Consider the following 22,578-nt stretch of genomic DNA (forward strand, 5'->3'; position numbering starts at 1 on the left):
AATGTACATGATTATTCAAGTGTTAATGTGTACATTTAAACTAGCATTTATACTCCGCAAACAACTTATCAAACTCTACCCCTAATTTATACACTTTATTAGGATAGTCTTCCTTTGAAACTTTTTCTTTCTTACTATTAGACTTCGATTCTTTTACTGTAGACTCTTCCGTTTTCTCCTGTTTAGAAGTGTTCGTTTTCTCAGAAACTCCACACCCAAATAACAACATGACCGGAACTGCTACCCCTAGTAGTTTCTTTGCATTCATGACTGATTTCTCCTTCTACTTGAATAGATTACTCTTACTATACCCATCCTCTTTTTTTATCTTGTAATTAAAGTTACAACTGCAATAACTCCTAAAATTGGTCCCCAATATTCCATTTTTATAAAAAATAGCGAGTGTTTTTTGTTAAACATAACTTTTTCACCAGTTTCGGCATCTATATAAACTTTCCCATTTGGCTTATTAATATATCTCCCTAAATACCAAGACATAACCCCTGATATAATAAACATTACCGCCATTGGCCAACTATGATCTTGAAAATATGTAGCTTCCCCCGTTATAGATCCAAAGATAGCCTTACCCAAAAGAGTATTAATAATTACAATAATTGCGACTAAAAAACCCCAACCAGACCAAATAATCATTTATTTCTCCTCCTAAAGCATACAACTTTGTGCTTTATGTTAATTTGAACTGCAAACGAAAATGTTTAAAAAACCGAATATTCAGACGTTAATAATTACATTTAGCTTACATTCGATTCTAACTTTAATGTTCTAAATGCAAATGAACCAGATATAATTTGTAAAATTGTCGGAATAAGTAAAAAGAATAATGACATAAATAACATAACTATAGGAATCACAATCATACAAACTCCATAAACTTTATTATTAACCTTGTTTACTAAACACGATAAAATGAACAACCCTATTTGAACCGTTAAAATAATAGAGTAATAAGCTAAAAGTTCGTAATCAACACCTTCCATAATATTAAACGCTACAACTATTAATATTATAGAAATAATAATTCCCAAAATGCCACCAATTAAACCTAATACAAATTCAGGTGTTCTTTTCAATTCAATCCCCTTTTTTGAAAAACTAACAACTTGTATATTTTTCCCATTCACCATCATACCAAATATTTATTGGAAAAACTATACATACTTTTCATTCTTCCTTACCTTACAGGGACCTTCTTACCATTATAGATAGCTTGTAGCAGTCACAAAATCAAAAGCTTCAAAATTACTAACCGGTTTCGATACTTTTAGAAAGTAGACATACCCCTTGAATACAATTAGTATTAACATATGAAATACGAAAGGCTTAAAAAGGCTTTCACATGAAGAAAGGAAGTTGCACAACTATGGATTTTAAAACAGTTATGCAAGAACTTGAATCTCTAGGTAAGGAACGAACGAAAAAAATATACATATCTAACGGTGCGCATGAGCCAGTATTCGGAGTTGCTACAGGTGCTATGAAACCAATCGCTAAAAAAATAAAATTAAATCAAGAGTTAGCTGAAGAGCTTTATGACACAGGTAACTACGATGCTATGTACTTTGCAGGCATTATTGCCGATCCAAAAGCTATGAGTGAGTCTGATTTTGATCGCTGGATAGACGGGGCATATTTTTATATGCTATCTGATTATGTAGTGGCAGTAACTTTATCGGAGTCAAATATCGCACAAGATGTTGCTGATACATGGATTGCAAGTGGGGACGAGCTTAAAATGTCTGCCGGCTGGAGTTGCTACTGTTGGCTATTAGGAAATCGCAAAGACAATGAGTTTTCCGAAAGTAAAATTTCCGATATGCTTGAAATGGTGAAAGATACAATTCATCATTCTCCAGAACGAACAAAATCCGCTATGAATAATTTCCTAAACACCGTGGCAATTTCATATGTACCACTACACGAAAAAGCAGTCGAGATTGCAAAAGAAGTTGGTATAGTTGAAGTCAAACGTAATAATAAAAAAAGCAGTTTGCTAAATGCTACAGAGAGTATTCAGAAAGAACTTGATAGAGGAAGACTAGGTTTCAAACGTAAGTATGTAAGATGTTAAAAGTATGAAGGTGTCAATCTAGGAGAGATTGACACCTTTTTTGTGGACATTATTAGACTAACGGAGCTGCAAGTTAAAGGGAACCAATCATTCATCTCCCACTATACATCTCAAACTTCTTCTTTCAATTTATATACCCTATCTCTTTTCTCATCATCTTTGATAAAAATAAGTTTTCCTTCTGTAACAAAACCTTCTAATAGTAAACATACTTGTCCATATGCTTTAGGCTTATTCGTAGTAAATCTTTCATCGGGTATTTTACCAGATCGTATTAATCGTTCACATAGCTCAAGCGCACTTATTTCTTCAGAATCAATTAATCCTAAAATATCTTTTTGTAATGGTGATAAAGGGACTGGTACCTTACATACCTCAGCTACCTCCACTTTTTCTTTTTCTTTTTCTTCTTCAAATAAATCTTCAAATGAAATTTGATTCATTACATCTGTTCCTTTCTAACGATTGATTTGTATAATATGAACTGAATCCTATAGCGTATTTATTATTATGTATTACTTACCTTTTTTCATAAATCTCAAACTCATGTACATCGTTTCATATAGTATGTTTTGATTATACCAAATATACGTTCTGTTTTCTATTGTAGAATTTTCATAACAGAAATGAAAGTAATAGTGAACATTTTTCTTCTCTTTAGTTGTATAAAAAATCACGTAAAAAGTTTACATAATAAAATTATAGTGCTCTGTTAAATTTCTACGCTAAAACGCAAAAAAACACTCGTTGCCTTTAATCGACAATCGAGTACTTTAAGTTCATCTATTTTTAGTAGCATAAATTGGTAAGTTTTGTAGTAACAGTATGACACCTTTTACATGTCATGACAACTACTACGTTAAAACTTACGAGTTTGTACGAGTTCGTTAATTTAATATACATTCCATGCGTTTATATTCATCACACAGTAAAATGTCATCTCGCCTAAGCTCGTACTTCGTTTTCTATTCTATCATTGCACACAGTACTCCATGATGGTACAACCATCATGGAGTATCAATTTTCAAACACCCTATTATTTTTTCTATCCACTTCACATAAACTTTATTTTTTTAATCATGTAATTTATTTAAAAAATCAGTAAATGTATCTGCAATGTAAAATACATTCTCTCTTGCACGTTCTTCCACTTGTTCTTCTGTTAATCCTTCTTCTCGCAGCAACATTTCTTTTTCACCAGCATTTTCATGTTCCCAAAATACCACAACAGGGTTATTTTTGTCATTTTTATAGTCAAAACATATTAAATTTCCCGCTGGGTCAAAAGCAAAAGGAACTAATTCTGCTGGTAGTGTATCCTTGTAATCATCAAATACTTCCATAATATTTTCATCATCTTCCATATCGTAACTTAATAACGTTCCAAAAACCTTTCTTTTCCCTTCAATTTCAAACACCTCTGGACTAACATGCGCTCCATTATTATTCATCACACATTCTATATAATCTAAAGGAAAATTAATGTTCAATTCCTGTTCAACATTCTTTACATCTTCTCGTATAATAGGTTCATCTGGTGATCTCCATTGTACCTTACTCATCTGATTCCATCCCCCCATAATGCATTTCCACCTAAATGGTTAACTTTATGCGTTTTAGACACTACTAACTGCATTTTACCAGGTACTTGATGATCCATGTCTATCTAATAAAAAAGCACTCGTTGCCTTTAGTCGGCAATCAAGCACTCTAAATTCAAATAATATTTTCTAAGAGTTTAATTTATTGATTATATAAGACACACACGGAACCAATAGCAATTTTTCAACAATATTATTTTGAATTAATAATTGTATTAAACGGTTCTTAATTCAAATACCCTCTATTTTAAGCCCTAAAATCAGTTAATCAGTACTAGATATTTTCAATATATCCCCTAATTCGCCTAACAGTTCTATGTTTTTTAAAGCCAACTCAACAGGTATGTCTTTCATTAACACAAATGGTAATTGTTTTGATCCTTTTAATAAGTCAAACAATCCCTTTTTGATGATAAATACCTCTTGTATTTTCTTTAAATCCATAGCCCCTCCTACTGGTGGACTTACCAATATAAGATTACACAGTTTTTCCTTAAACACTTCCTGTTCTTCGTCCACACAGTCAATATCTATCGCTCCGTCATTTATCCACTGTATTAAATTCTCACTTACTGTGGTTGCATAATTCGGATCCATAATCCCCGAATCAACTTGTACTAACTCTGTTGCGTTTTCATTTGCAGTCATTAACAGTATTTTGCCTCCACCATTACTTCCTACAGCAACATAACCCTTTGCATATTCATGGACTTCATATGTTTTATTCATTTCATCTATTATATCCACTCCAAATATAACGACTCCATTATCGGACACAAAACCATTTGTATGCTTTAGTAATTGTTTATAAGCATTAGGGAGTATTAATCCCATTTCCTCTTCAATTTTTTTAATTTCATTTTCATCAACTGGAGAATATAATTCATAAGTCGACAATTTTTGAACATTTATCATTTAAATCCTCCTAATCCATCAAAATATCTATATGCTTCTCGCATTACTTTTTTTGCTACTTTTAAATCTACACCCGCTTCAATCATTTCTTTATAGCTAATATTAAATTCGTATATTATATCCGTACTAAAACCTTCATTCCTTCTTCTAGCTCTTTGAAGAGCGGATATTATAGTATGTGGTTCACCAGAGGTAGATTTGAGTAATATTGATAGTGCTTGTCGACTGCTCTAATTATTACCGCTTGTTTTAGCCCATATCTTAGCCCATTCATCTTGTATTGCATGATGCGCTTGTACCAATCCATCATTTTTGGTATTCCGAAAACCTAGAGCACGATTCTTATTTGGACTCATTTTTTTATACAAGTCAACATCTTCAACAATATAACCTCCATTTTTAAGTTGACTCCTAGTGGACCTTTGCGGAAATGCAATACCAGCCCTTTCATTAATTAGCATGGAGCTGTTCAGAAGTTAATTCGCCATATTTCCCTCTTAAATATTCTAATCTGGATTCTCCCGTACCCTTAACCCCACCACTCTCCAAATTCGAGATCCTACTCTGAATACTCACCTTTGAGGCATCATGGGCTTCTTGGAATTTCCCGCTATAGTTCGTTCCAGATCTAACGACACTTCCATCTGGCAGTATTTCTACACCTTTAACGAATGGGGATACGGAGTCCGCACCTTTTGCTAATGTATTTTCAATTATATAATAATAGTAATTTTCATTAGCCTGAATTCATAAAAAATAATTTCTAAAAATTTATAGCATGTCTATCTATTAAAAAGGCACTCGTTGCCTTTCGTAGACAATCAAGTGCTTTAAATTCATCTGTTTTAAGTAGCATTAAATTTGTAAATTTTGTAGTAACAGTATTATGACACCTTTTTATATGGTAACAAGTAATACATTAATACTTACGAGTTCATTATTATTGTGTCCTTTCCATGTCTTTTCAATAAAATATCATCTCGCCTAATTCTCACGCTTTTCTTTCTAATACAGTTGTAAAAATAAAAAATTCAATAGCCACTACGTTCTCCTAACGTTGCCATTGAATTCCTTTACTAAGCATGTACCTTTGTCAGCGTCCAAGTAACCAATAAAATAGGCACATTTCTCAATTTATTTTTCTATTATCAACCCTCCCAAATCCAAAACATTTTTATTATTTCGAATTCAGGAGGTGAAAAGTTTAAATGCATTTGTAGTAACACATGGTGTTATTAAAATTGCACGTGGCCAAAAATAGCACATTCTAGATGGTTATGCAATCTTGATATTAACTTATAAGAAAATCTTGATCGGATTCAAGGGTGAAGGCATACAATCCTTAGGTCTATCTATAATATTTGATACACCTTTCTTGAAAAGGAATTCTATCATCAAGCAACACCTCTTCTTGCAGGATTTTTGTTATATTCTCTATTTTCCCAATGAATAATGCGTAAAAGTCGCCCGAATTTGGATATAAAAACAGACCATATCCCTTTGGTGACAGTATTTTGTTGGCCATCTTGATCTTATCGGGTAAAAATTCATAATTAAATGCTTCTAATCTCTCAAGTTCTTCTTGTGTTGCTAATTCAATTTGGTGGGCAAATTCGTAATCAAGAATAAAATTGACAATTTCTTGGTATTGCTCACCTTTATAGTCAACGTATAAAAACTGTTTCGTTGTCAATCCATATTTTAATAGGTCTTCATGTAAGTCATAACCTCCTTGTTCCTTCAAAAATGTTTCCAAATCCTTGCTATCAGGAAATATAATCTGCGCTATCCCATGATCAGGCATCTTAGCTTCCTCCCTTTTATTGAAATAATTCTCCATGCTTGTTAGGAATATATTCTGGGTAGTTTTTACGATAAAATTGATCGATCATCTGAAGCACGGGATCCCACTCAGGGTATGGCTCACGTTCTCTAAATACCATTTTTGCTTCTGGAGTATTCATCAGAAAATTATCGAATTGAGTAGGTACTGGCAACCCTAGTTGTTTCCTTACATGGATCAAGAATAAGATTTCAAAAGGATAAAATCCGTATCCGAAATCGCCAAATTCACCTAGCTGTCCGATTTCAGAAGCTAATGCAGAATGATACTGTGACATTATCGAAATTAGATGTTCTATTTCTTCTAAATCACCAGTCGACCAACGTTCCAGCACTTCATCATAAATATTCAGGTCTTCAGGGATTGAGCCGCATCGCAGTTCAGCTTCCTTAAACTTATTTTTCACAGCTAGATGCAATTTTTTATTCGTTCCCATGATGGTTTTATTTCTATACTGCAAGTACAGCTCTAGCAAAAACCAAATATGTCTATCCTCTTCATTGGCATCTATTAAATGTTCACCGAAGTGATGAGTCATAAAATCATATAATATATTTTCTTCTTTCTCCCATCCATACATTGCAAAATGAACTAATGTGAGGACGACTTCTCTAAACGTATATCCCAAGATCATTCCTGGATACCTGCTTGTATAGAGATCCTGTCCCATGCACTGGTAAAATAAAACCTTCTGCATGTTCTTTAATCCTTCTGCATTGTTTCCACCGCTGATCAATACATCGTTTTTCCATAATGACAAGTGATATGAGGAAATTTTGCTTAGATTTATTAATAGTATGTGATCTTTCTCTGTTTCATTTTGCTCAACGATTTTCTCAATCTTTCTTCTACTGACATTATATTTATCTTTCACATCTTCAAATTTGATTCCATCTACAAAATTTTTGCTATATTTTTTAAAAGCCATTTCTAACTTTTTTTGGTTTATCATTGTATCCTCCCTATGAATTAATCTATTTCCTTCCATTCCTTTACCTGTAACTCATCAACGCCGAATCCAATATCAGTGATCTTGATATCTGTTTCAACTCTAATAAAATCGAATTTTAGACCAGGATTCTCCTCCATCAGTTCCTCTAAGTTATCTTTAAAACTGTCATACCTAGGATCTTTGCTGTTAACCATGCCTTGGAAATACTTATCTCCGCCCTTTTTCTGTTTATTCGAGTAACTAAAACTAGCGGAATCTGATGCCTTTGATTCAATAATAGTTAACTTTGGCGGCGGCCCTTTCGATAGGAATGCTGCATCTATACCATTTCTCCCCACTTGGAACAGATCGGAAACATCTTTACCTAAATCACTGTCTCTAGCTACGATTTTTGTCACTTCTTCCCCAAAATCACCTTTATCATGAGAAAAATATTTAGAATTATCGATTTTTCTTTCATACTCCTTTGCAACCTTCAAGTCATAATGATCACTAATAACATCTTTCGTATCCAACTTGTTGGCCAATTTATTTTTTTCTCGCGTTAATCTTTTGACTTCTTTGTCATTTCCCTCTATTTTCAATCTATTTATTTCTTTATCTAACTCTTTAATTTCTTTTGAGATATTGTCTGAAATGTTACTGCCATAACCAACTTTACCCGTAGCCTTAACCCCACCACTCTCCAAATTCGAGATCCTACTCTGAATACTCGCCTTCGAGGCATCATGGGCTTCTTGGAATTTCCCGCTATAATTCGTTCCAGTTCTAGCGACACTTCCATCTGGCATTATTTCTACACCTTTAAAGATTGGGGATACGGAGTCCGCACCTTTTGCTACTAGACCTTTAATGAAGTAGTCCGCATCATTAATCTTATCTACGGTTTTCCAACCTTGTATTTTTAAATTTTTTAATAGATTATTTTCCTTAAGCGATTGTACCACATTTTTACCCAAATTTGGATTAAAACCAGGCATTCCTTCTTTGAATTTTAATAATTTCGCTAAATCAGCTAATTCATTCGTGCCTTTGAATGCTTTTACTCCTTTTCCTACTGCTCCAACAACTGGGATTGCATCTAATCCGCCAAAAATGATGTTTGCTGTGCGTTCTTCTTGGCTCAATTTCCGGTGTGTTCCCCAGTCTTCTCCGTCAATACCACTTTTGATTTGTACAGCTCCGTATACTACTGCGGCAGCGGCCCCGAGTGGTGGACAAAGGATTGTTGTGATGATGATTCCTACGCCTATTCCTATGTCTCGCACCATTTCTAGTTTTTTCTGTTCATCTTCTATCGATTTGTATTCGAATCCTCGTGTGGATGGGACTAATTTCTTGTATTCTTCATAATTTAGTTTTGCATCTGGGTTTTGTTTTTTTAGTTCTTTGTACTCCGCTCTCAGTACGTTATCAAATGCGGGTGAATCTTTAAAAATATCTTCTACTGTTATTTTATCTTTCTTCTTCTGTATTGTTTGTGGTACACTTCCGTAGCCCGCATGCGCACCTGGTAATACTGTCGTTGTTGTAGAGCCAATTCGGTTATTTGTTTCAAAACTGAGAATAGATGTATCTCTCATTTTTTGAGCGAATTTATCCATTTCTACTAAAAAAGGTTTATCTATATGTTCAGAGACTATTCGCCCTACTTCTCCGCAATATTTTTGTAATGTCGTATAACTATCAAGTAATTCCCCGATTTTTTGCGATTGATCTTTAGGATTAAAATGTATACTACCATCCGAGTCTAAATCTCGTATTCTTCCATCAATTCTTTTTAATGATTCATTTGCTTCCCGTAATTTCATGAGTGCATCTTTTGTAATTCGATTCATACCATCCCCCATGTTTTGCCATGGTTCAGGTCTATATTTCACATCCATCTCGTTTTCATCCCCCCAGCCGTATGGTGATTTCTACAACTTACTTAATATTTCACGTAATTGTTCGTCCTTTTCAAGCATTTCTACACATACATTTCCTACAACTGTCGCTGACCTAGAATAGTGTTCAGCCAATTCTAGTGTTTTGTGTAATATATCAGGATATTTTTCAATTACTCTCATCGCTTCACCTTTTTGATAAAAATCACAGCTTAATAAACTCTCAATATTCGTTCCAATGACGTCTACATGGATTTTATATATATTTTCTAACTTCATTACTATATCAAGTAGTTCTTGAAAATTAACTAATACTTCTTCTCCACCACCAGAACCACTATCTCCCATTGATACTTGCATTATTGAATACCTCCTAACGAGAATTGTCTCGGGTCAATTAACTTTTTATATGGCATTTTTAACACGTCATACAATTTTTTATTTACCGCATAGAGACTCACCCAGTCATATCGATTACGTTCTACATCAATTTGAACGAAATCTTCTCCTTCAGTGAAATATAAGAAACATTCCCATTTTCCTCCTCTATTACTTCGAGGCCTCGTATACGTTTCTATCGCTATAACGTCTTTATTTGATAAATCTTTTTCCTCAAATGTTTGTTGTTCTGCCTCTGTCATTCTCTTTGAGAAAAATGTATCTTCTATTTCCCTCGGTTCTCTCAATAAGAAAGGAATGCGTGTTAATAATGAAAAATATACGTCCGGTTTTGGTATGTAGTCGATCTCGTATTTTTTATTTGGTTCTATTTCTGTTAATACAGCCACTCGGTCTTTATCCTCTTTTAAAAAGCCAATTAATACATTATTCATTCTCGTGTATTCATGACAATTTTCATATTCCTTTAATAGCTCAATTATTTGAAAAGCTGCAGGGGTAATTCCATTTTCACTTGTAAGTAAGCCTTTTTCTTTTAAACTCGTAGTTGCTTTCGTGACACATTCTGCATCAAGCAAAATAATTGCGTCACGGTTTGGCAATCCAAATATGTCGGTAACCCCAGCTGCACCTGCGAGAACATATAATTCAGCAGGTGCAAAACTCATTTCTTTCCCCATTCTTTTATCCCTCGTTTCTCCATCACAGTTGTTTTATCGCCCTTACTTCCAATCTATCTCCGTACGTTTGAATACTTTTATCTAACTCTTTCAAAGCTTTCGTATGTCCTTCAAATGCCTCTACCATTTCTGAATTATATTGAATGATCAAATCAAGATAACTTAAAAAAGCATCTCTCGTTTTTCCATTCCATTTCGCACCTGTGACATATGCTTTTAAATCTTTCGCTTGGTTTAAAGAATCCTTCATACCATTTTCAATGTTTTGTGCGTAAGAAATGGCACTTGCAGTGTTACTTCCTATAATTTCAACCTCTTTACCACTCATGTTAGTTCCCCCACATTCTTTGTATGCTTAATGGATAAGATTTTCAAGTTCCTTTTTCTTTTCTTCAAAAGCCTTGGTCGCAGCAGCGTATGCTGACGCTTTCTCCGATTCTGCTTTCGCTTTATATTCCAAATACTTTGCATAAGCTGTACTTTTTGCAGATCCAACATCGCTTAATGCACTTTTAAAATAGGATAATACTGTATTTAAGTCTTCATCCTTTTCATGACGTTTTTGTTCAAATTCAACTGCCGGAATTTTATTAGCTTCTAAACCATTACTTTTACTCTCATAATCTCTCTTCGCTGATTCAGCATCTTGAATGAATTGCTTTAACTCTCTTTCTTTATCTTTTAAATAATCATGTAAATCATCATACCGATCTCGTTTCCTCGCGCTTTCTGTAAAACCCGACGCATTTAAAAAAGCATTGTACAATTCATCTAACATCTTTCTCCCCCTTTAGCACAATAACTATGTAGTTAAATTCGTATATTTAAACATGAATATTCATTACATTAAGAATTAACAAATAATTATTTTTACATATCGCTATTTTATCAAAGGGATTTTAACATTTCCATATTTTATGAATGGCTTTCGCATTTTTCTTCAATAAAGTGAAACTTTAATCAATATGACTATGTATTATTACCTTTTATCCAATTCATTCATATTAAATCCTTGCTTGAGAGTAAGACCAGTTCTTTCTTATTTCATCAACAACTATTTCTGGATAATCCCAATGAAGCGTACGAGTAGGCTCCCTGATTCGTTATACTATTCCTTAGGCTGTTTTATTTCTATATTCATTCCAATATTTTGGCTCAGTCGCTCTTAAAAGAACAATAGAAAAAGGATCTGATATGAATATCAGATCCTTAACTTTAATTTCTTAATACATACATCTTTTTACACGATAACTGGTTCATACGTGCTCAAATTATCATACTCAGTTTTTACAATACTAGGCGGAAGGTTAACACATCCTCAGATTCACCTTTTCTTGTAGCAGTGCCTAATGTTTAATAAAATTAAAGCATATTTTTACTTACCAGACTTAATTTTTTCGTTATATTCTTCTAAAGTTAACCCTTTTTCTTTTAGATAAACAGCAACTTCTTTTCCTACATAACGATAGTGCCATGGCTCATACTTAATGCCAGTAATATTCTCTTTATCTTTCGGATAGCGGAGAGTAAATCCATACTCTGCAGCATTCTTATCTAACCATTTGAATGCATCGGTAGTTTCAAATTTTGCATTTAAATCTTCTACAGTATTCTGCCATTCAACTGAAATAATGTCTAACGCTAATCCAGTATGATGTTCACTTGCACCAGGATACTGAAGATATTCCAATGCCTTAGCACTAGCCTCTTTATCTGACAAACCTTGAGATTTATAGCTTTTAACTGAAGCATCATAATAGGTTTGTTGTAATTTTATAGCTCGATAACCTGATCTTAAATAAAGATTGATTCCCTCTTTTTTTGCAGCTGCTACCATATCCTGATAGGAAGTTGCAATTCTACTATCTATTTTCATATTCGGCTTAGCATTTTGGGTAATACTTGTTAATTCAATTCCTAGTTCCTTTGATAACATATGCTCTCTATTTACAAGAATAATTCTCCAATCATTAGGATCAGAGATAGGTAAAACATCTTTTTTATTCGCATGTATCTCTTTTTTATTTTTATCGTTATTATTAGTAGTTTCCTGAGATGTTTGCTTTCCACTACAAGCAGCAAGACTCCATCCCATTGCCAATACCAATGCTAAAATTATAAATTTTTTAATTGTATCTCATTCCCTTTTTGTTTATTAGTCTTTATACCAATTTCCCAACACGTCTCTAGGAATCTCCTTGAAATCCTTCAAAGAAACGGGGCCGACAAATTTTTTAATTCCATGTTTTTTAGAATCTTCATCCGAATAATCTTTTAAAAATTGAATTTTAAATTGTTTCTTACCATCAGCGTAGTCGGTTACTGTCGGTACGATTGCCGCTTGTCGTATACCAAAAGTTTTATCTTCATACTTAACAAATTGTACATAAGATAATCCTCCAACCAATGTTTCTAATTTTTCTTGCGCAGAAATAAGATTTCCAAGAGAATAATAGATTAGCGTTTCATGTCCATCTTTATTTTTTTTCCACTCAATTGGTTGAATTACATGTGGGTGATTTCCAATTACTACATCTACACCTAAATCTGTTAAATATTGAGCAACTTCTTTTTGTTGCTTTGAAGGTGTAGATGTATATTCTACTCCCCAATGCACCATAACAATCACCATATCAGAGCTACTCTTTGCCTTTTCCACATCATTTTGTATCGCTTTTTTATCAATTAAATTTAAAGCCCAAGACTTATCACCTGGAATTTTAATTCCATTCGTACCATATGTATAATTGAGTAACGCAAAACGAATACCATTTTTTGTAATCGTTTTTATTTCATTACGCTCGTTTTGATTCTCATTAATGCCTACTGGGATAATATCCGGATATTTCTTCCAGTATTCTCTTGTATTCGCAACACCTTTAATACCCATATCCATAGCATGATTTGTCGCTTGAGTCACTATATTGAATCCAGTGTCCACTAAAGATTGTCCTACTTCTTCAGGTGTATTGAAAGTCGGATATCCCTGTACTTTTAGATTATTCCCTGCAATTGGAGTCTCCTGGTTCACGATAGCAAGATCACTTGATTTAACAGCTTTTTTGATATTTTCATAAATATAGTTATAATCATATGAACCGTCTTTTTGTTTGCCATCTTTAATTACTGCGTCATGATATAAATTATCACCCGTTGCTATTAAATTCACAACCGATTTTACTTTTTTATCTTCCGTAAAATTAGGAGCCTGTTGGATAGGACTCTTCTCTACCCAATTTGGCGCTTTTAATGATGTATCTATATTAGATTCAGCCGGTGGTAATGAAGCTTTAGATGTCTTAACATCTGTATTACCACAAGCAGTTAAAAGCACTAAAAAAATAAGACATAATAAAAAAAACTTTTTACTTCTCTGTAAAGTATCTAACATGTGATCCTCTTTTCTGTTTTATTACTTATAACCAGTTCTAACAAATCATTCTTTAAAACAACGTATTTTGGTTTTACCCTTAATTATGGAAGGACACTCTGTTACATTTACTTCGGAATATACAGATAATCATTTTCCATTCTCTAGCAATCTATCAATTCCATCAGAATTGATAGATTGCTAGAAAAACATGATCCATCAGGATGTCGACTAGTTTCATATACCTGTTCCAATTGCAGTAACTCGTTTAATCTAAACAAGATAGAAGAATAGTTCATATAGCCTCTTCTCTTGCTTTACGTTTGTGAGTGGCTCCAAAAAGAGGGGATCGTTGCTGTACCCCCTTTAAATATTATGGAATCTTTGTAACTAATTTCTTTACGTTAAGCGACAAACATTATACCGATAACAATAAGTAAGACCCAAGAACTTATTTTACCAATATACGAAAAAAGTAGCAATCTTTTGACCCATATAAAGAAGCCAATTAGGAGAAATGAAAGGGAGATTCATTTTAATTAATTCCTTCCTTCATTGATTAATAAAAAAACAAGCCACCCAGCTATTGGATGGCTCTATACGATAAAGAGAATTTGTTATTGGATTACTTCAATTTCCCTTCAAAAACAATCTTCCTACCGCACGGCTCAACTACTGTTTTACCGTCTTTCTTTACTTCATGAAAGATCGGCTCTTCCATACGACGAGACGGAGCGTAGCCTTCTTGTTCCATACGTGCTAAGCAGTCTGTAATTGTTTCATTTTCAAGTACTTCAAATTTCTTTTTATTAGGTTGTTTTGTCATGCCCTAACCTGCTTTCTATTTTTCTTGATGCGAATTGATTTTTCATGTAGACCATATATAACATTGCTAGAATTCCCATTATAATCATAACCGCAATAAAAAAGCTTGTATACTGTATTTTTTCTATAAATACGCCGCCTAATACAGGCCCCATAATACTTCCTAAACTAAAAGCGATTCCGGATAATATATTACCTGCCGGTAGTAAGTGTCTCGGTAATAAATCAGTCATAAATCCAAGCCCTAAAGAGAAACACGATCCAATAACCATACCCGCTAAAAGCATGCAGGCAAAGACGATCCAGTAATATTGATCAAATACGGCGGCAAGTAGAAAAATGCCCGTACTTATGCTAAACGTCCACGTTAATATACGATCCCTTCCGTATTTATCACTCAATATACCGAGCGGAATTTGTGTAATAATACCCCCAACTGCAAATGCTGGTAATAAGAAGGATACATCTGAAACAGACCACCCTTTACGAAGCGCGTATACTGGTAAGTTACTATTTAACATCGCCTCAAGTACGCCATATGCAAGTGGTCCTAGTAACGCAATCCATCCTAATCCAACAACTTGTCTATAACGAGAAAATGATGATTCACTCTTCACTTCTCTTTCATCTTGCGCTGGGAATGCATTTTTTGTTGGAAGTAGTAAAAGCCAACCTATTAAACAAAGTATAGTAGATATAATAAATGGTGTTGCAAGACCGTACTGCACAGTGCTTGCTAAATACGGACCAACAGCAAAACCAATTCCGAAGAATACACCGTATATCGATACTTGTCTCCCTATTTTACTTGGGTCTGATGTTGTCGTGATCCACGTTTGCGTTCCGACATGCAGCATATGATCTCCGACTCCAACTAGAAATCTAAGGATAAACCATACCCAAAACGAAAATGTTTGTGTAAAAAAGAATAATGAAATAATAACGAGAAACCCACCTATAACGATAATTGGCTTCATTCCAAACCTTTGCATCGGTTTTTCAAGAAACGGCGAAATAACTAATATCCCAATGTATAATGCCGTTGCATGAATACCGTTAATACTTGAACTAACCCCTTCTTGTTCAAAAATCATTGCAATGGCAGGTAAGAGCATTCCTTGTGATAAACCAGAAATTGCTACAATACCAACCATAATCCAAAATGTAAAACGCATTGACATCCTTTGTCCCTCTCCTTCTCACGCTTCCACTTTTCATTATAAACTGTTTCTTCAAATGCGTGTACGAATATTCGCAATAAAAAAGAAGCTAAAAGAATGAACCTTTTAGCTTCCTATCCTTCCCAAACTTGTGCTTTCACATTGTTATGAAAGTGCTTGAAATATGGATTTTCATAAAATGATGGTCCATATAAGTAATGTTGCATGTGAGCTGCTAGTGGCTGCTGCATTTGCCAAGGAACTACAGCTGGTAAAACTTGCATATACATCGGGTCTATCATTATTTTTTTGTATATTTGATGATCATATGGCGAATAAGCGATTAAGGATGGTTTATGCATTGATAATCTCCCCTTTTACATACAAATGTTATAGTATATGCAACACTTTTCATTTTGGGGATTCTTTCTATTCTAACCAATCTTCTACATGTTTTATAAATACATCTAAACAATCAATAAACGGTGAGTGTCCGCAATCTTCTAATACCTTCAACTCTGCATTTGGCAAATGTTTCGCTAATTCCTCACCGACTACTTGCGGTACGACATAATCCCTATCACCTTGTATGACGAGTGTCGGCGCCTTAATACGATGAATTTGCTTACTTCCCTCTACAACCCCATTATGTTCATCCGAAATATTAAATGTGATGAGCGCATAATTCACATCTACGAAATTACGCTGCGTTAACATATCATCCAAATACTTTTCATAACGGTCCGGTTCAGGTTGATTATGTGTATATATTAATAGATTCCATACTGTACGGTAATATAGTTTGTTCATATTTTTTATCGCGTCTAATACTGGAGCGATTTGTACTGGATCTTGCGCAATTTCTTCTTTCGTCTTTACTAAACTTGATACGATTGGCTGCCCATTCGTATCTTTTTTAAAGATTGGGTATCCTTTCATTCCTACTGATTCTACTAAAATTAACTTTTCTACAAAAGTTGGGTGATTCGCTGTAAATTGCATCGCAACACCACCGCCCATTGACCAGCCCATTAATGAGAATTTCTCTAGCTTTAACTCGTCGATAAATAATTTTACATCTTCTGCAAAGTCTTGTAATGAATCTATCGACTGATTATATGTTGATTGTCCAAATCCTCTTAAATCAAGAGCGTAAATATGGTATTGATTTTGCAACTTTTCAATGACTAAATCCCAGTGTTGTGACGATGTCATGTTCCCGTGAATGAGTACAAGAATATCTGTATTTCGCCTTCCAACTTCCTGATATGCAATCGTTTCTCCGTTCGATAGTGAAACAAACTCCATTGTTGCAGGCTTAATCATCACAAGTTCCCCCATTCTATTTAATAGAAAGAAAATTCTTTACTTAATTAAAGAATAGCACGTAGAATATACGTTCGCAACATAAAACCTATAAGAATTTTTTACATAAATCAACATGTCTATTACTAGACAATTATTATAAAAAAGCATATAGTTAGCTAGGTAACTAATTTGAAAGGATCAAAATACATGGACGAAAAACAACATTTTTTTCATATCGTCAGCCAGACTTCTCGAAAGTTTACGAAGAAATTTAATGAGCGTGTATCTCCAACTGGGTTATTTAGTGCGCAGTGGGCTGTTATTTTCCGCATTAATCAAACTGGTTCTTGTACCCAAACAGAATTATGCCAATATTTAAATGTTGAATCACCAACGATGACTCGTACGTTAACACGTATGGAAACGATGGGATGGATTATTCGTACAGAAGGTAAAGATCGCCGCGAGAAGCTCATTTCTTTATCCGAAACAGCGATAAAGATGGTTCCAGTATGGCAAGAAGAAGTTGATACTTTCGAAGAAAAAACGCTAGAAGGTATTAACGAAGATGATTTACATCAAGCATTTCAAGTGTTACAACAAATTATTAAAAATTTAGATTAAATTGGAGGGATGACGATGCAAAGTGAGAAACTTTGGACGAAGGATTTCCTCGGAACTTGTTTTAGTAGTCTATTTCTCTTCTTAACATTTTACATGCTTATGACTACTCTGCCTGTCTATGTAATAGACGGCCTAAAAGGAAAACCTGAGGAAATTGGTTTAGTTGCAACTGTGTTTCTTATTTCTTCTGTTTTATGTAGACCATTCACAGGAAAATGGCTCGATGATTTAGGAAGAAAGAAAATATTATTTATTTCACTTTCATTATTTTTAGCCGCTACTGTTATGTATTTCGGTGCGCAAAGTTTATTTTTATTACTTGCCCTTCGCTTCTTACACGGTATTGGGTTCGGGATGGCAACGACAGCTACTGGTACGATTGTAACTGATGTTGCGCCAGCTCATAGACGAGGCGAAGCACTTGCATATTTCGGCGTATTTATGAGTCTGCCGATGGTAATTGGTCCTTTTTTAGGTTTAACAATTATTTCTCATTTTTCGTTCACTGTGTTATTTATCGTTTGTTCCGTATTTTCATTACTTGCATTTTTATTAGGACTACTTGTAAATATTCCGCATGAAGCACCTGTAAGCAAACAAAAACGCGAAAAAATGAAATGGAAAGACTTAATTGAACCATCTTCTATTCCGATTGCACTTACAGGATTTGTTTTAGCCTTTTCTTATAGTGGTATTTTATCCTTCATTCCTATTTATGGGAAAGAAATCGGTTTAAGTGAAATTGCAAGTTATTTCTTCATTGTATATGCACTTGTCGTTGTAATTTCTCGTCCATTTACAGGAAAGATTTTTGATCGCTTCGGTGAAAATGTACTTGTTTACCCTGCTATCATTATTTTCACAATCGGAATGTTCATATTAAGCCAAGCACAAACGTCATTTTGGTTCCTTGGCGCAGGTATGCTAATCGGTTTAGGTTACGGAACATTAATTCCGAGTTTCCAAACGATTGCGATTTCTGCAGCTCCAAACCATAGACGTGGTTCTGCCACAGCTACGTATTTCTCATTCTTTGATAGTGGTATTGGCTTTGGTTCTTTCATTCTAGGTATTGTCGCAGCCAAATCCAGTTATCATAATATGTATTTTATCGCAGCTATTATCGTTGCTTTCACTTTACTTTTATATTACGGATTACACGGACGAAAACAAAAATTCAAGAAACAATCTACAGACGGAAAAATTTCTGCTTAACGTTAATAAGGAAAGTAAACTTCCCCGTTTACTTTCCTTATTTTGTATTTCTTTCAATAGAAGCGTATACTTATAATAGAAATAAAAAGGAGGGACCTATATGAAACTAAAAAAATCTCCCCTACTCTTACTCATACTAACATCCATATTTGTAATTACAGGGCTTGGGTTTACTTACTTCAAACAAAATAAAACGACCCCATCAAAACATAATGTGACGAAAGAAAACTGGTTAGATGACCCTTACTTACGCTGGTCGTACACACATATGAAAGAATTCACTTTAGTTAATAACGTAAAAAACAATCCTGATCAAATTGCTCACTTCCCTTCCGCACTACAAAATTTAGACGATTTTGCTGTGGAGCGTAGATTCGGAAATACAACTCCTCTAAAAAAACTTTTAGACGATAACAAAACGGATGCTTTTGTCGTTATACATAATGAACAACTTGTTTATGAACGATATTTCAATAAATATAACGAGAGTGAACCTCATGGTATGGCGTCATTAGCAAAGGTCTTTACCGGGGCAATTATACAATCTCTCGCTGAAGAAAAACGTATTGACTTAGAAAAAACAGCTGACACATATATAAAAGAATTAAAAAATACACCGTTCGGTAATGCCACACTTCAGCAATTATTGGACATGCAAGTTTCTGCACAGTACCCTACTCACGGATATGAACATCCAGCATTAGAAAATCAAGATGCACAACTATATTTAGCGAGCAATATTTTACCTCGAGGTAAAAACTACGAAGGTCCGATGAAAATTTACGATATGTTACAAGAAGCAGAAGAAACTGCACCGCCTGGTTCCGATTTTTCTTACGATAACGGATCAGCGGAAACACTCGCTTGGGTTATTCGAACTATCACTGGTAAATCATTAGCTGAAAATGTTAGCGAACGAATTTGGTCTCAAATTGGTATGGAAGAAAACGCGTATTACGTTACAGATGAAACGAAAATAGAACAAGCAAGCGCTGGCTTAAATGCAACTGCTAGAGATATGGCGAGATTCGGGCAATTACTATTAAACAACGGGGAATATAACGGAAAACAAATTCTCCCTTCTTCTATTACTGAAGATATAAAAAATGTCCAAGAAGGTGAACTTGCAATTGGCCCTGGAGCTTCCATTTCTTATCATAATCAATGGTGGATTCCGCACAATGAACAAGGTGCTTTTGAAGTGTTAGGTAGTTACGGACAAACACTTTACATCGATCCAAAAGCAAATATGGTAATTGTCCACTTCTCTTCTAACGCTACGCCAAGTAATGAAATACATTCAGTTTACTCAAATATGTATATTGATATTGCACATCATTTAGAAAAGCTTCCACAGTAGTGGAAGCTTTTTCTTGTTGGGATATTTCATTTATACTCCTACATATTAGAAGATACTGAAAGAATAACTGCTTAAAACACGCCTATCAAAATTTCTATAAGCAGTTTACATGTTTAATTAAGTGTTTAACTAATACATCCACATCTTTTGGAGAATGCGTTAAAACACTTCCCTTACAAATATTGTCTGTTCATATTCGTCGAAAATTTCTTCTATTGATGAAAATAAAGTTTCTTCCGGGATGATGAACTTTACTTTTTGACCATTTTGTAATATAAATGAAATTTTCCCATTATCATTAAAACCTGTATGAAACGTTCCTCGTTTATTTAATAGTACCTCTTCAATTGTATTTGTTTTAATGGAAAAGTTATTCTTTAATTGCAAAAGTTCATGTACATCTCCAGTATGTATTTTTGTATCTATTTCAGTTTCTAAGTTTAATTGTTTTTTCTCGATTTTTTTGAACCAAAACAAAAATAGTAACTCAGAAATACCAGGTAACTGTTTTTTATAAGCATGTCGACTATGAAACTGTCCGCCAATCTTTATAAAATATATACAGTCACCTGTAATAAAAACTTTATAATACATATCTGCCGTAAACATTTTAGGCTTTAAAAGATAAAAACTTTTGATCATAACCCCCCCTAAATATTAAATTTATTTGTATAAACATTTTAACTAGATTTGTGCTTAAACATATTTCTCATGTAATACAACACTATTGTATTGAGTATCCTCTCCCTTTGCAACAGTTGTTTTGAAACCAGCTAGTAACCTTTCTCTATACTCTCCCAATAAGTGCTAGCCACATTTACAACCGTTTTTCTTCTAGTATATTAAAAGCAGTATCTGATACGAGGCTCTATATCAATCTATCAATAAATTACCACCCTATAAATATCTGAATTTTCTTTATATTAAAGGTTATCTCTCAAATAACCTCGAATAATTGTAATACATATACATAAGGAGGTTGATCTATTTTGTTTCGTTCTTTTACAAATGGTTGCGTCGCCTTAGTGCAACGCTTCTTGCCAGAACCGTTTATTTTATCATGTTTATTAACTGTTTTTGTTATCTTCTTCGGTATGTTTGCGACTCATCAAACACCTGTAGAAATGATCAATCACTGGGGGAATGGAATTTGGGGGCTTCTCGCCTTTTCTATGCAAATGGCACTTGTACTCGTGACTGGATCTGCTTTAGCAAATGCTCCTCTTATTAAAAAAGGATTAACGAAAGCTGCCAGACTACCAAAAACGAATGGACAAGGCATTATTGCCATTTCCATTGTAAGTTTACTTGGTGCATACATAAACTGGGGCTTTGGAATTGTTGTATCTGTTTTATACGCAAAAGAAGTGGCAAGACAATTAGAAGGATTAGATTATAGACTAGCAATCGCCTCTTCTTATTCTGGATTTCTCATTTGGCATGCGGGGCTTTCTGCTTCTATTCCTCTGACATTAGCAACAGGCGGGGAAACGTTAATTAAAACGACAGCTGGCAGTATTAAAGAAGCGATTCCAATCTCAGAAACGCTATTCTCACCATACGCTCTCGTTCCAGTTATTATTTTTCTCGTTACGATGCCTCTCATTAATAAAGCGATGCATCCAGATGAAAAACATACGATAACTGTAGATCCTAGCGTGTTCCATGAAGAAGCTGCTGCTCAAGAAGTAGAAAAAAATACATTCGCTGAAAAAATGGAAAATAGCATCATTATTACACTTTGCGTTGGATTGTTAGGTCTCATTTATATTTTCAATTACTTTTATACGAAAGGATTTAATCTTACTCTCGATATCGTAATTTTTATGTTATTAATTGCTGGACTTATTTTCCACCGCACTCCGATTCAGTATATTCGCGCTTTTTCAGACTCTACGAAAAGTGCTTCTGGCATTTTACTTCAATTTCCGTTTTACGCAGGAATTATGGGGATGATGATTGGAGCAAATAGTGAAGGACTTTCACTTGGAGGAGCTATTTCTAATTTCTTTATTAGCATTTCAAATGAAACGACTTTTCCTCTCTTTACATTTTTAAGTGCTGGCATCGTTAATATCTTTGTTCCATCAGGAGGCGGTCAATGGGCCGTGCAAGCACCAATTATGATTCCAGCTGGCGCTGAACTTGGTGTACCTGCTGCAAAAACAGCAATGGCAATTGCATGGGGCGATGCTTGGACGAATTTAATTCAACCTTTCTGGGCATTACCAGCATTAGCGATAGCTGGTTTAGGTGCTCGTGACATTATGGGATTTTGCGTTGTTAACTTACTATATGCAGGTTTCATCATTAGTCTATGCTTCTTAGTTATTTAAACGAAAAGCTAG

At 34.3% G+C, this 22,578-nt stretch carries 26 protein-coding genes and 3 pseudogenes; 5 read left to right on the forward strand and 24 right to left on the reverse strand.

The window, feature by feature from the left end:
• Positions 1-49 precede the first annotated feature (49 nt).
• The 3 genes and pseudogenes from ACODS7_RS10515 to ACODS7_RS10525 all read right to left on the reverse strand — a co-directional run.
• Positions 50-268: pseudogene (locus ACODS7_RS10515) on the reverse strand (DUF7018 domain-containing (lipo)protein); the annotation flags it as partial.
• 56 nt (positions 269-324) lie between these two features.
• Positions 325-654, reverse strand: a complete 330-nt coding sequence (locus ACODS7_RS10520) for a hypothetical protein (protein ID WP_243169367.1) — start codon at positions 652-654, stop codon at positions 325-327.
• Between the two features lie 101 nt (positions 655-755).
• The gene (locus ACODS7_RS10525) at positions 756-1,094 is read right to left on the reverse strand and encodes a DUF4064 domain-containing protein (protein ID WP_000831724.1); all 339 of its coding nucleotides are present in this window, start codon (positions 1,092-1,094) and stop codon (positions 756-758) included.
• Between the two features lie 290 nt (positions 1,095-1,384).
• On the opposite strand from ACODS7_RS10525, the gene ACODS7_RS10530 reads away from it, so the two are divergent.
• Positions 1,385-2,092 carry a DNA alkylation repair protein gene (locus ACODS7_RS10530; protein ID WP_029442812.1) on the forward strand — a complete coding sequence of 236 codons (708 nt, stop codon included), beginning with the start codon at positions 1,385-1,387 and terminating at the stop codon, positions 2,090-2,092.
• Between the two features lie 110 nt (positions 2,093-2,202).
• Here the strand turns inward: ACODS7_RS10530 and ACODS7_RS10535 are convergent, their stop codons facing one another.
• The 20 genes and pseudogenes from ACODS7_RS10535 to phaZ form a co-directional block, all read right to left on the reverse strand.
• Entirely contained in the window at positions 2,203-2,535 is a 333-nt protein-coding gene (locus ACODS7_RS10535; RefSeq protein WP_243169368.1) for a DUF3895 domain-containing protein, read from the reverse strand.
• Between the two features lie 630 nt (positions 2,536-3,165).
• A complete protein-coding gene (locus ACODS7_RS10540) occupies positions 3,166-3,654 on the reverse strand; it encodes an SMI1/KNR4 family protein (RefSeq protein WP_029442814.1) in 489 nt (162 codons plus the stop codon).
• Positions 3,651-3,746: pseudogene (locus ACODS7_RS10545) on the reverse strand (HNH endonuclease); the annotation flags it as partial. The pseudogene ACODS7_RS10545 and the gene ACODS7_RS10540, both read right to left, overlap by 4 nt.
• A gap of 211 nt (positions 3,747-3,957) precedes the next feature.
• The gene (locus ACODS7_RS10550; RefSeq protein WP_000611386.1) at positions 3,958-4,608 is read right to left on the reverse strand and encodes an SMI1/KNR4 family protein; all 651 of its coding nucleotides are present in this window, start codon (positions 4,606-4,608) and stop codon (positions 3,958-3,960) included.
• Positions 4,605-4,817, reverse strand: a complete 213-nt coding sequence (locus tag ACODS7_RS10555; protein WP_080681818.1) for a hypothetical protein — start codon at positions 4,815-4,817, stop codon at positions 4,605-4,607. Before ACODS7_RS10555 ends, ACODS7_RS10550 begins: the two co-directional genes overlap by 4 nt.
• A gap of 21 nt (positions 4,818-4,838) precedes the next feature.
• Complete coding sequence (locus tag ACODS7_RS10560; protein ID WP_488826637.1) at positions 4,839-4,964, reverse strand: hypothetical protein; 126 nt, start codon at positions 4,962-4,964, stop codon at positions 4,839-4,841.
• 160 nt (positions 4,965-5,124) lie between these two features.
• Positions 5,125-5,355: pseudogene (locus tag ACODS7_RS10565) on the reverse strand (DNA/RNA non-specific endonuclease); the annotation flags it as partial.
• 601 nt (positions 5,356-5,956) lie between these two features.
• Positions 5,957-6,412, reverse strand: a complete 456-nt coding sequence (locus ACODS7_RS10570) for a hypothetical protein (RefSeq protein ID WP_029442815.1) — start codon at positions 6,410-6,412, stop codon at positions 5,957-5,959.
• A 16-nt stretch (positions 6,413-6,428) separates the two neighbouring features.
• On the reverse strand, positions 6,429-7,403 hold the full coding sequence (locus ACODS7_RS10575) for a hypothetical protein (RefSeq protein ID WP_000609923.1): 975 nt from the start codon (positions 7,401-7,403) through the stop codon (positions 6,429-6,431).
• Positions 7,404-7,420: 17 nt separating this feature from the next.
• Positions 7,421-9,289 carry an ADP-ribosyltransferase gene (locus ACODS7_RS10580; protein ID WP_224980092.1) on the reverse strand — a complete coding sequence of 623 codons (1,869 nt, stop codon included), beginning with the start codon at positions 9,287-9,289 and terminating at the stop codon, positions 7,421-7,423.
• Between the two features lie 33 nt (positions 9,290-9,322).
• Positions 9,323-9,649, reverse strand: coding sequence for a hypothetical protein (locus ACODS7_RS10585; RefSeq protein ID WP_001198201.1), 327 nt, complete (start codon positions 9,647-9,649; stop codon positions 9,323-9,325).
• The gene (locus ACODS7_RS10590; RefSeq protein WP_029442818.1) at positions 9,649-10,368 is read right to left on the reverse strand and encodes a DUF5081 family protein; all 720 of its coding nucleotides are present in this window, start codon (positions 10,366-10,368) and stop codon (positions 9,649-9,651) included. Before ACODS7_RS10590 ends, ACODS7_RS10585 begins: the two co-directional genes overlap by 1 nt.
• Positions 10,369-10,390: 22 nt before the next feature.
• The gene (locus ACODS7_RS10595; protein WP_029442819.1) at positions 10,391-10,696 is read right to left on the reverse strand and encodes a WXG100 family type VII secretion target; all 306 of its coding nucleotides are present in this window, start codon (positions 10,694-10,696) and stop codon (positions 10,391-10,393) included.
• A 27-nt stretch (positions 10,697-10,723) separates the two neighbouring features.
• Positions 10,724-11,146, reverse strand: a complete 423-nt coding sequence (locus ACODS7_RS10600) for a hypothetical protein (RefSeq protein WP_088114087.1) — start codon at positions 11,144-11,146, stop codon at positions 10,724-10,726.
• 597 nt (positions 11,147-11,743) lie between these two features.
• A complete protein-coding gene (locus ACODS7_RS10605; protein WP_000241993.1) occupies positions 11,744-12,475 on the reverse strand; it encodes a M15 family metallopeptidase in 732 nt (243 codons plus the stop codon).
• Positions 12,476-12,523: 48 nt separating this feature from the next.
• Positions 12,524-13,759 carry a CapA family protein gene (locus ACODS7_RS10610; RefSeq protein ID WP_243168677.1) on the reverse strand — a complete coding sequence of 412 codons (1,236 nt, stop codon included), beginning with the start codon at positions 13,757-13,759 and terminating at the stop codon, positions 12,524-12,526.
• A 604-nt stretch (positions 13,760-14,363) separates the two neighbouring features.
• Positions 14,364-14,564, reverse strand: a complete 201-nt coding sequence (locus tag ACODS7_RS10615) for an NETI motif-containing protein (protein WP_000166303.1) — start codon at positions 14,562-14,564, stop codon at positions 14,364-14,366.
• Positions 14,548-15,744, reverse strand: a complete 1,197-nt coding sequence (locus tag ACODS7_RS10620; protein WP_000062800.1) for an MFS transporter — start codon at positions 15,742-15,744, stop codon at positions 14,548-14,550. The genes ACODS7_RS10615 and ACODS7_RS10620 overlap by 17 nt, the downstream gene beginning before the upstream one ends.
• A 113-nt stretch (positions 15,745-15,857) precedes the next feature.
• A complete protein-coding gene (locus tag ACODS7_RS10625) occupies positions 15,858-16,085 on the reverse strand; it encodes a hypothetical protein (RefSeq protein WP_243168678.1) in 228 nt (75 codons plus the stop codon).
• 67 nt (positions 16,086-16,152) lie between these two features.
• Positions 16,153-17,049 (reverse strand): intracellular short-chain-length polyhydroxyalkanoate depolymerase, encoded by an 897-nt coding sequence (gene phaZ / locus ACODS7_RS10630; RefSeq protein WP_016080941.1) that lies wholly within the window; start codon positions 17,047-17,049, stop codon positions 16,153-16,155.
• A gap of 189 nt (positions 17,050-17,238) precedes the next feature.
• Between phaZ and ACODS7_RS10635 the strand changes: the two genes are divergently transcribed.
• From ACODS7_RS10635 to ACODS7_RS10645, 3 genes are all read left to right on the forward strand, one after another.
• Complete coding sequence (locus ACODS7_RS10635; protein ID WP_016080940.1) at positions 17,239-17,655, forward strand: MarR family winged helix-turn-helix transcriptional regulator; 417 nt, start codon at positions 17,239-17,241, stop codon at positions 17,653-17,655.
• Positions 17,656-17,670: 15 nt separating this feature from the next.
• Complete coding sequence (locus tag ACODS7_RS10640) at positions 17,671-18,870, forward strand: MFS transporter (protein ID WP_029442822.1); 1,200 nt, start codon at positions 17,671-17,673, stop codon at positions 18,868-18,870.
• A 100-nt stretch (positions 18,871-18,970) separates the two neighbouring features.
• Positions 18,971-20,230, forward strand: a complete 1,260-nt coding sequence (locus ACODS7_RS10645; protein ID WP_029442823.1) for a serine hydrolase domain-containing protein — start codon at positions 18,971-18,973, stop codon at positions 20,228-20,230.
• A 159-nt stretch (positions 20,231-20,389) separates the two neighbouring features.
• On the opposite strand, the gene ACODS7_RS10650 is transcribed toward ACODS7_RS10645, so the two are convergent.
• On the reverse strand, positions 20,390-20,872 hold the full coding sequence (locus ACODS7_RS10650) for a hypothetical protein (RefSeq protein WP_016080937.1): 483 nt from the start codon (positions 20,870-20,872) through the stop codon (positions 20,390-20,392).
• Positions 20,873-21,219: 347 nt separating this feature from the next.
• On the opposite strand from ACODS7_RS10650, the gene ACODS7_RS10655 reads away from it, so the two are divergent.
• Positions 21,220-22,566, forward strand: coding sequence for a short-chain fatty acid transporter (locus tag ACODS7_RS10655; RefSeq protein WP_029442824.1), 1,347 nt, complete (start codon positions 21,220-21,222; stop codon positions 22,564-22,566).
• Positions 22,567-22,578 lie beyond the last annotated feature (12 nt).

It is taken from the genome of Bacillus sp. FG16 (assembly GCF_057809515.1).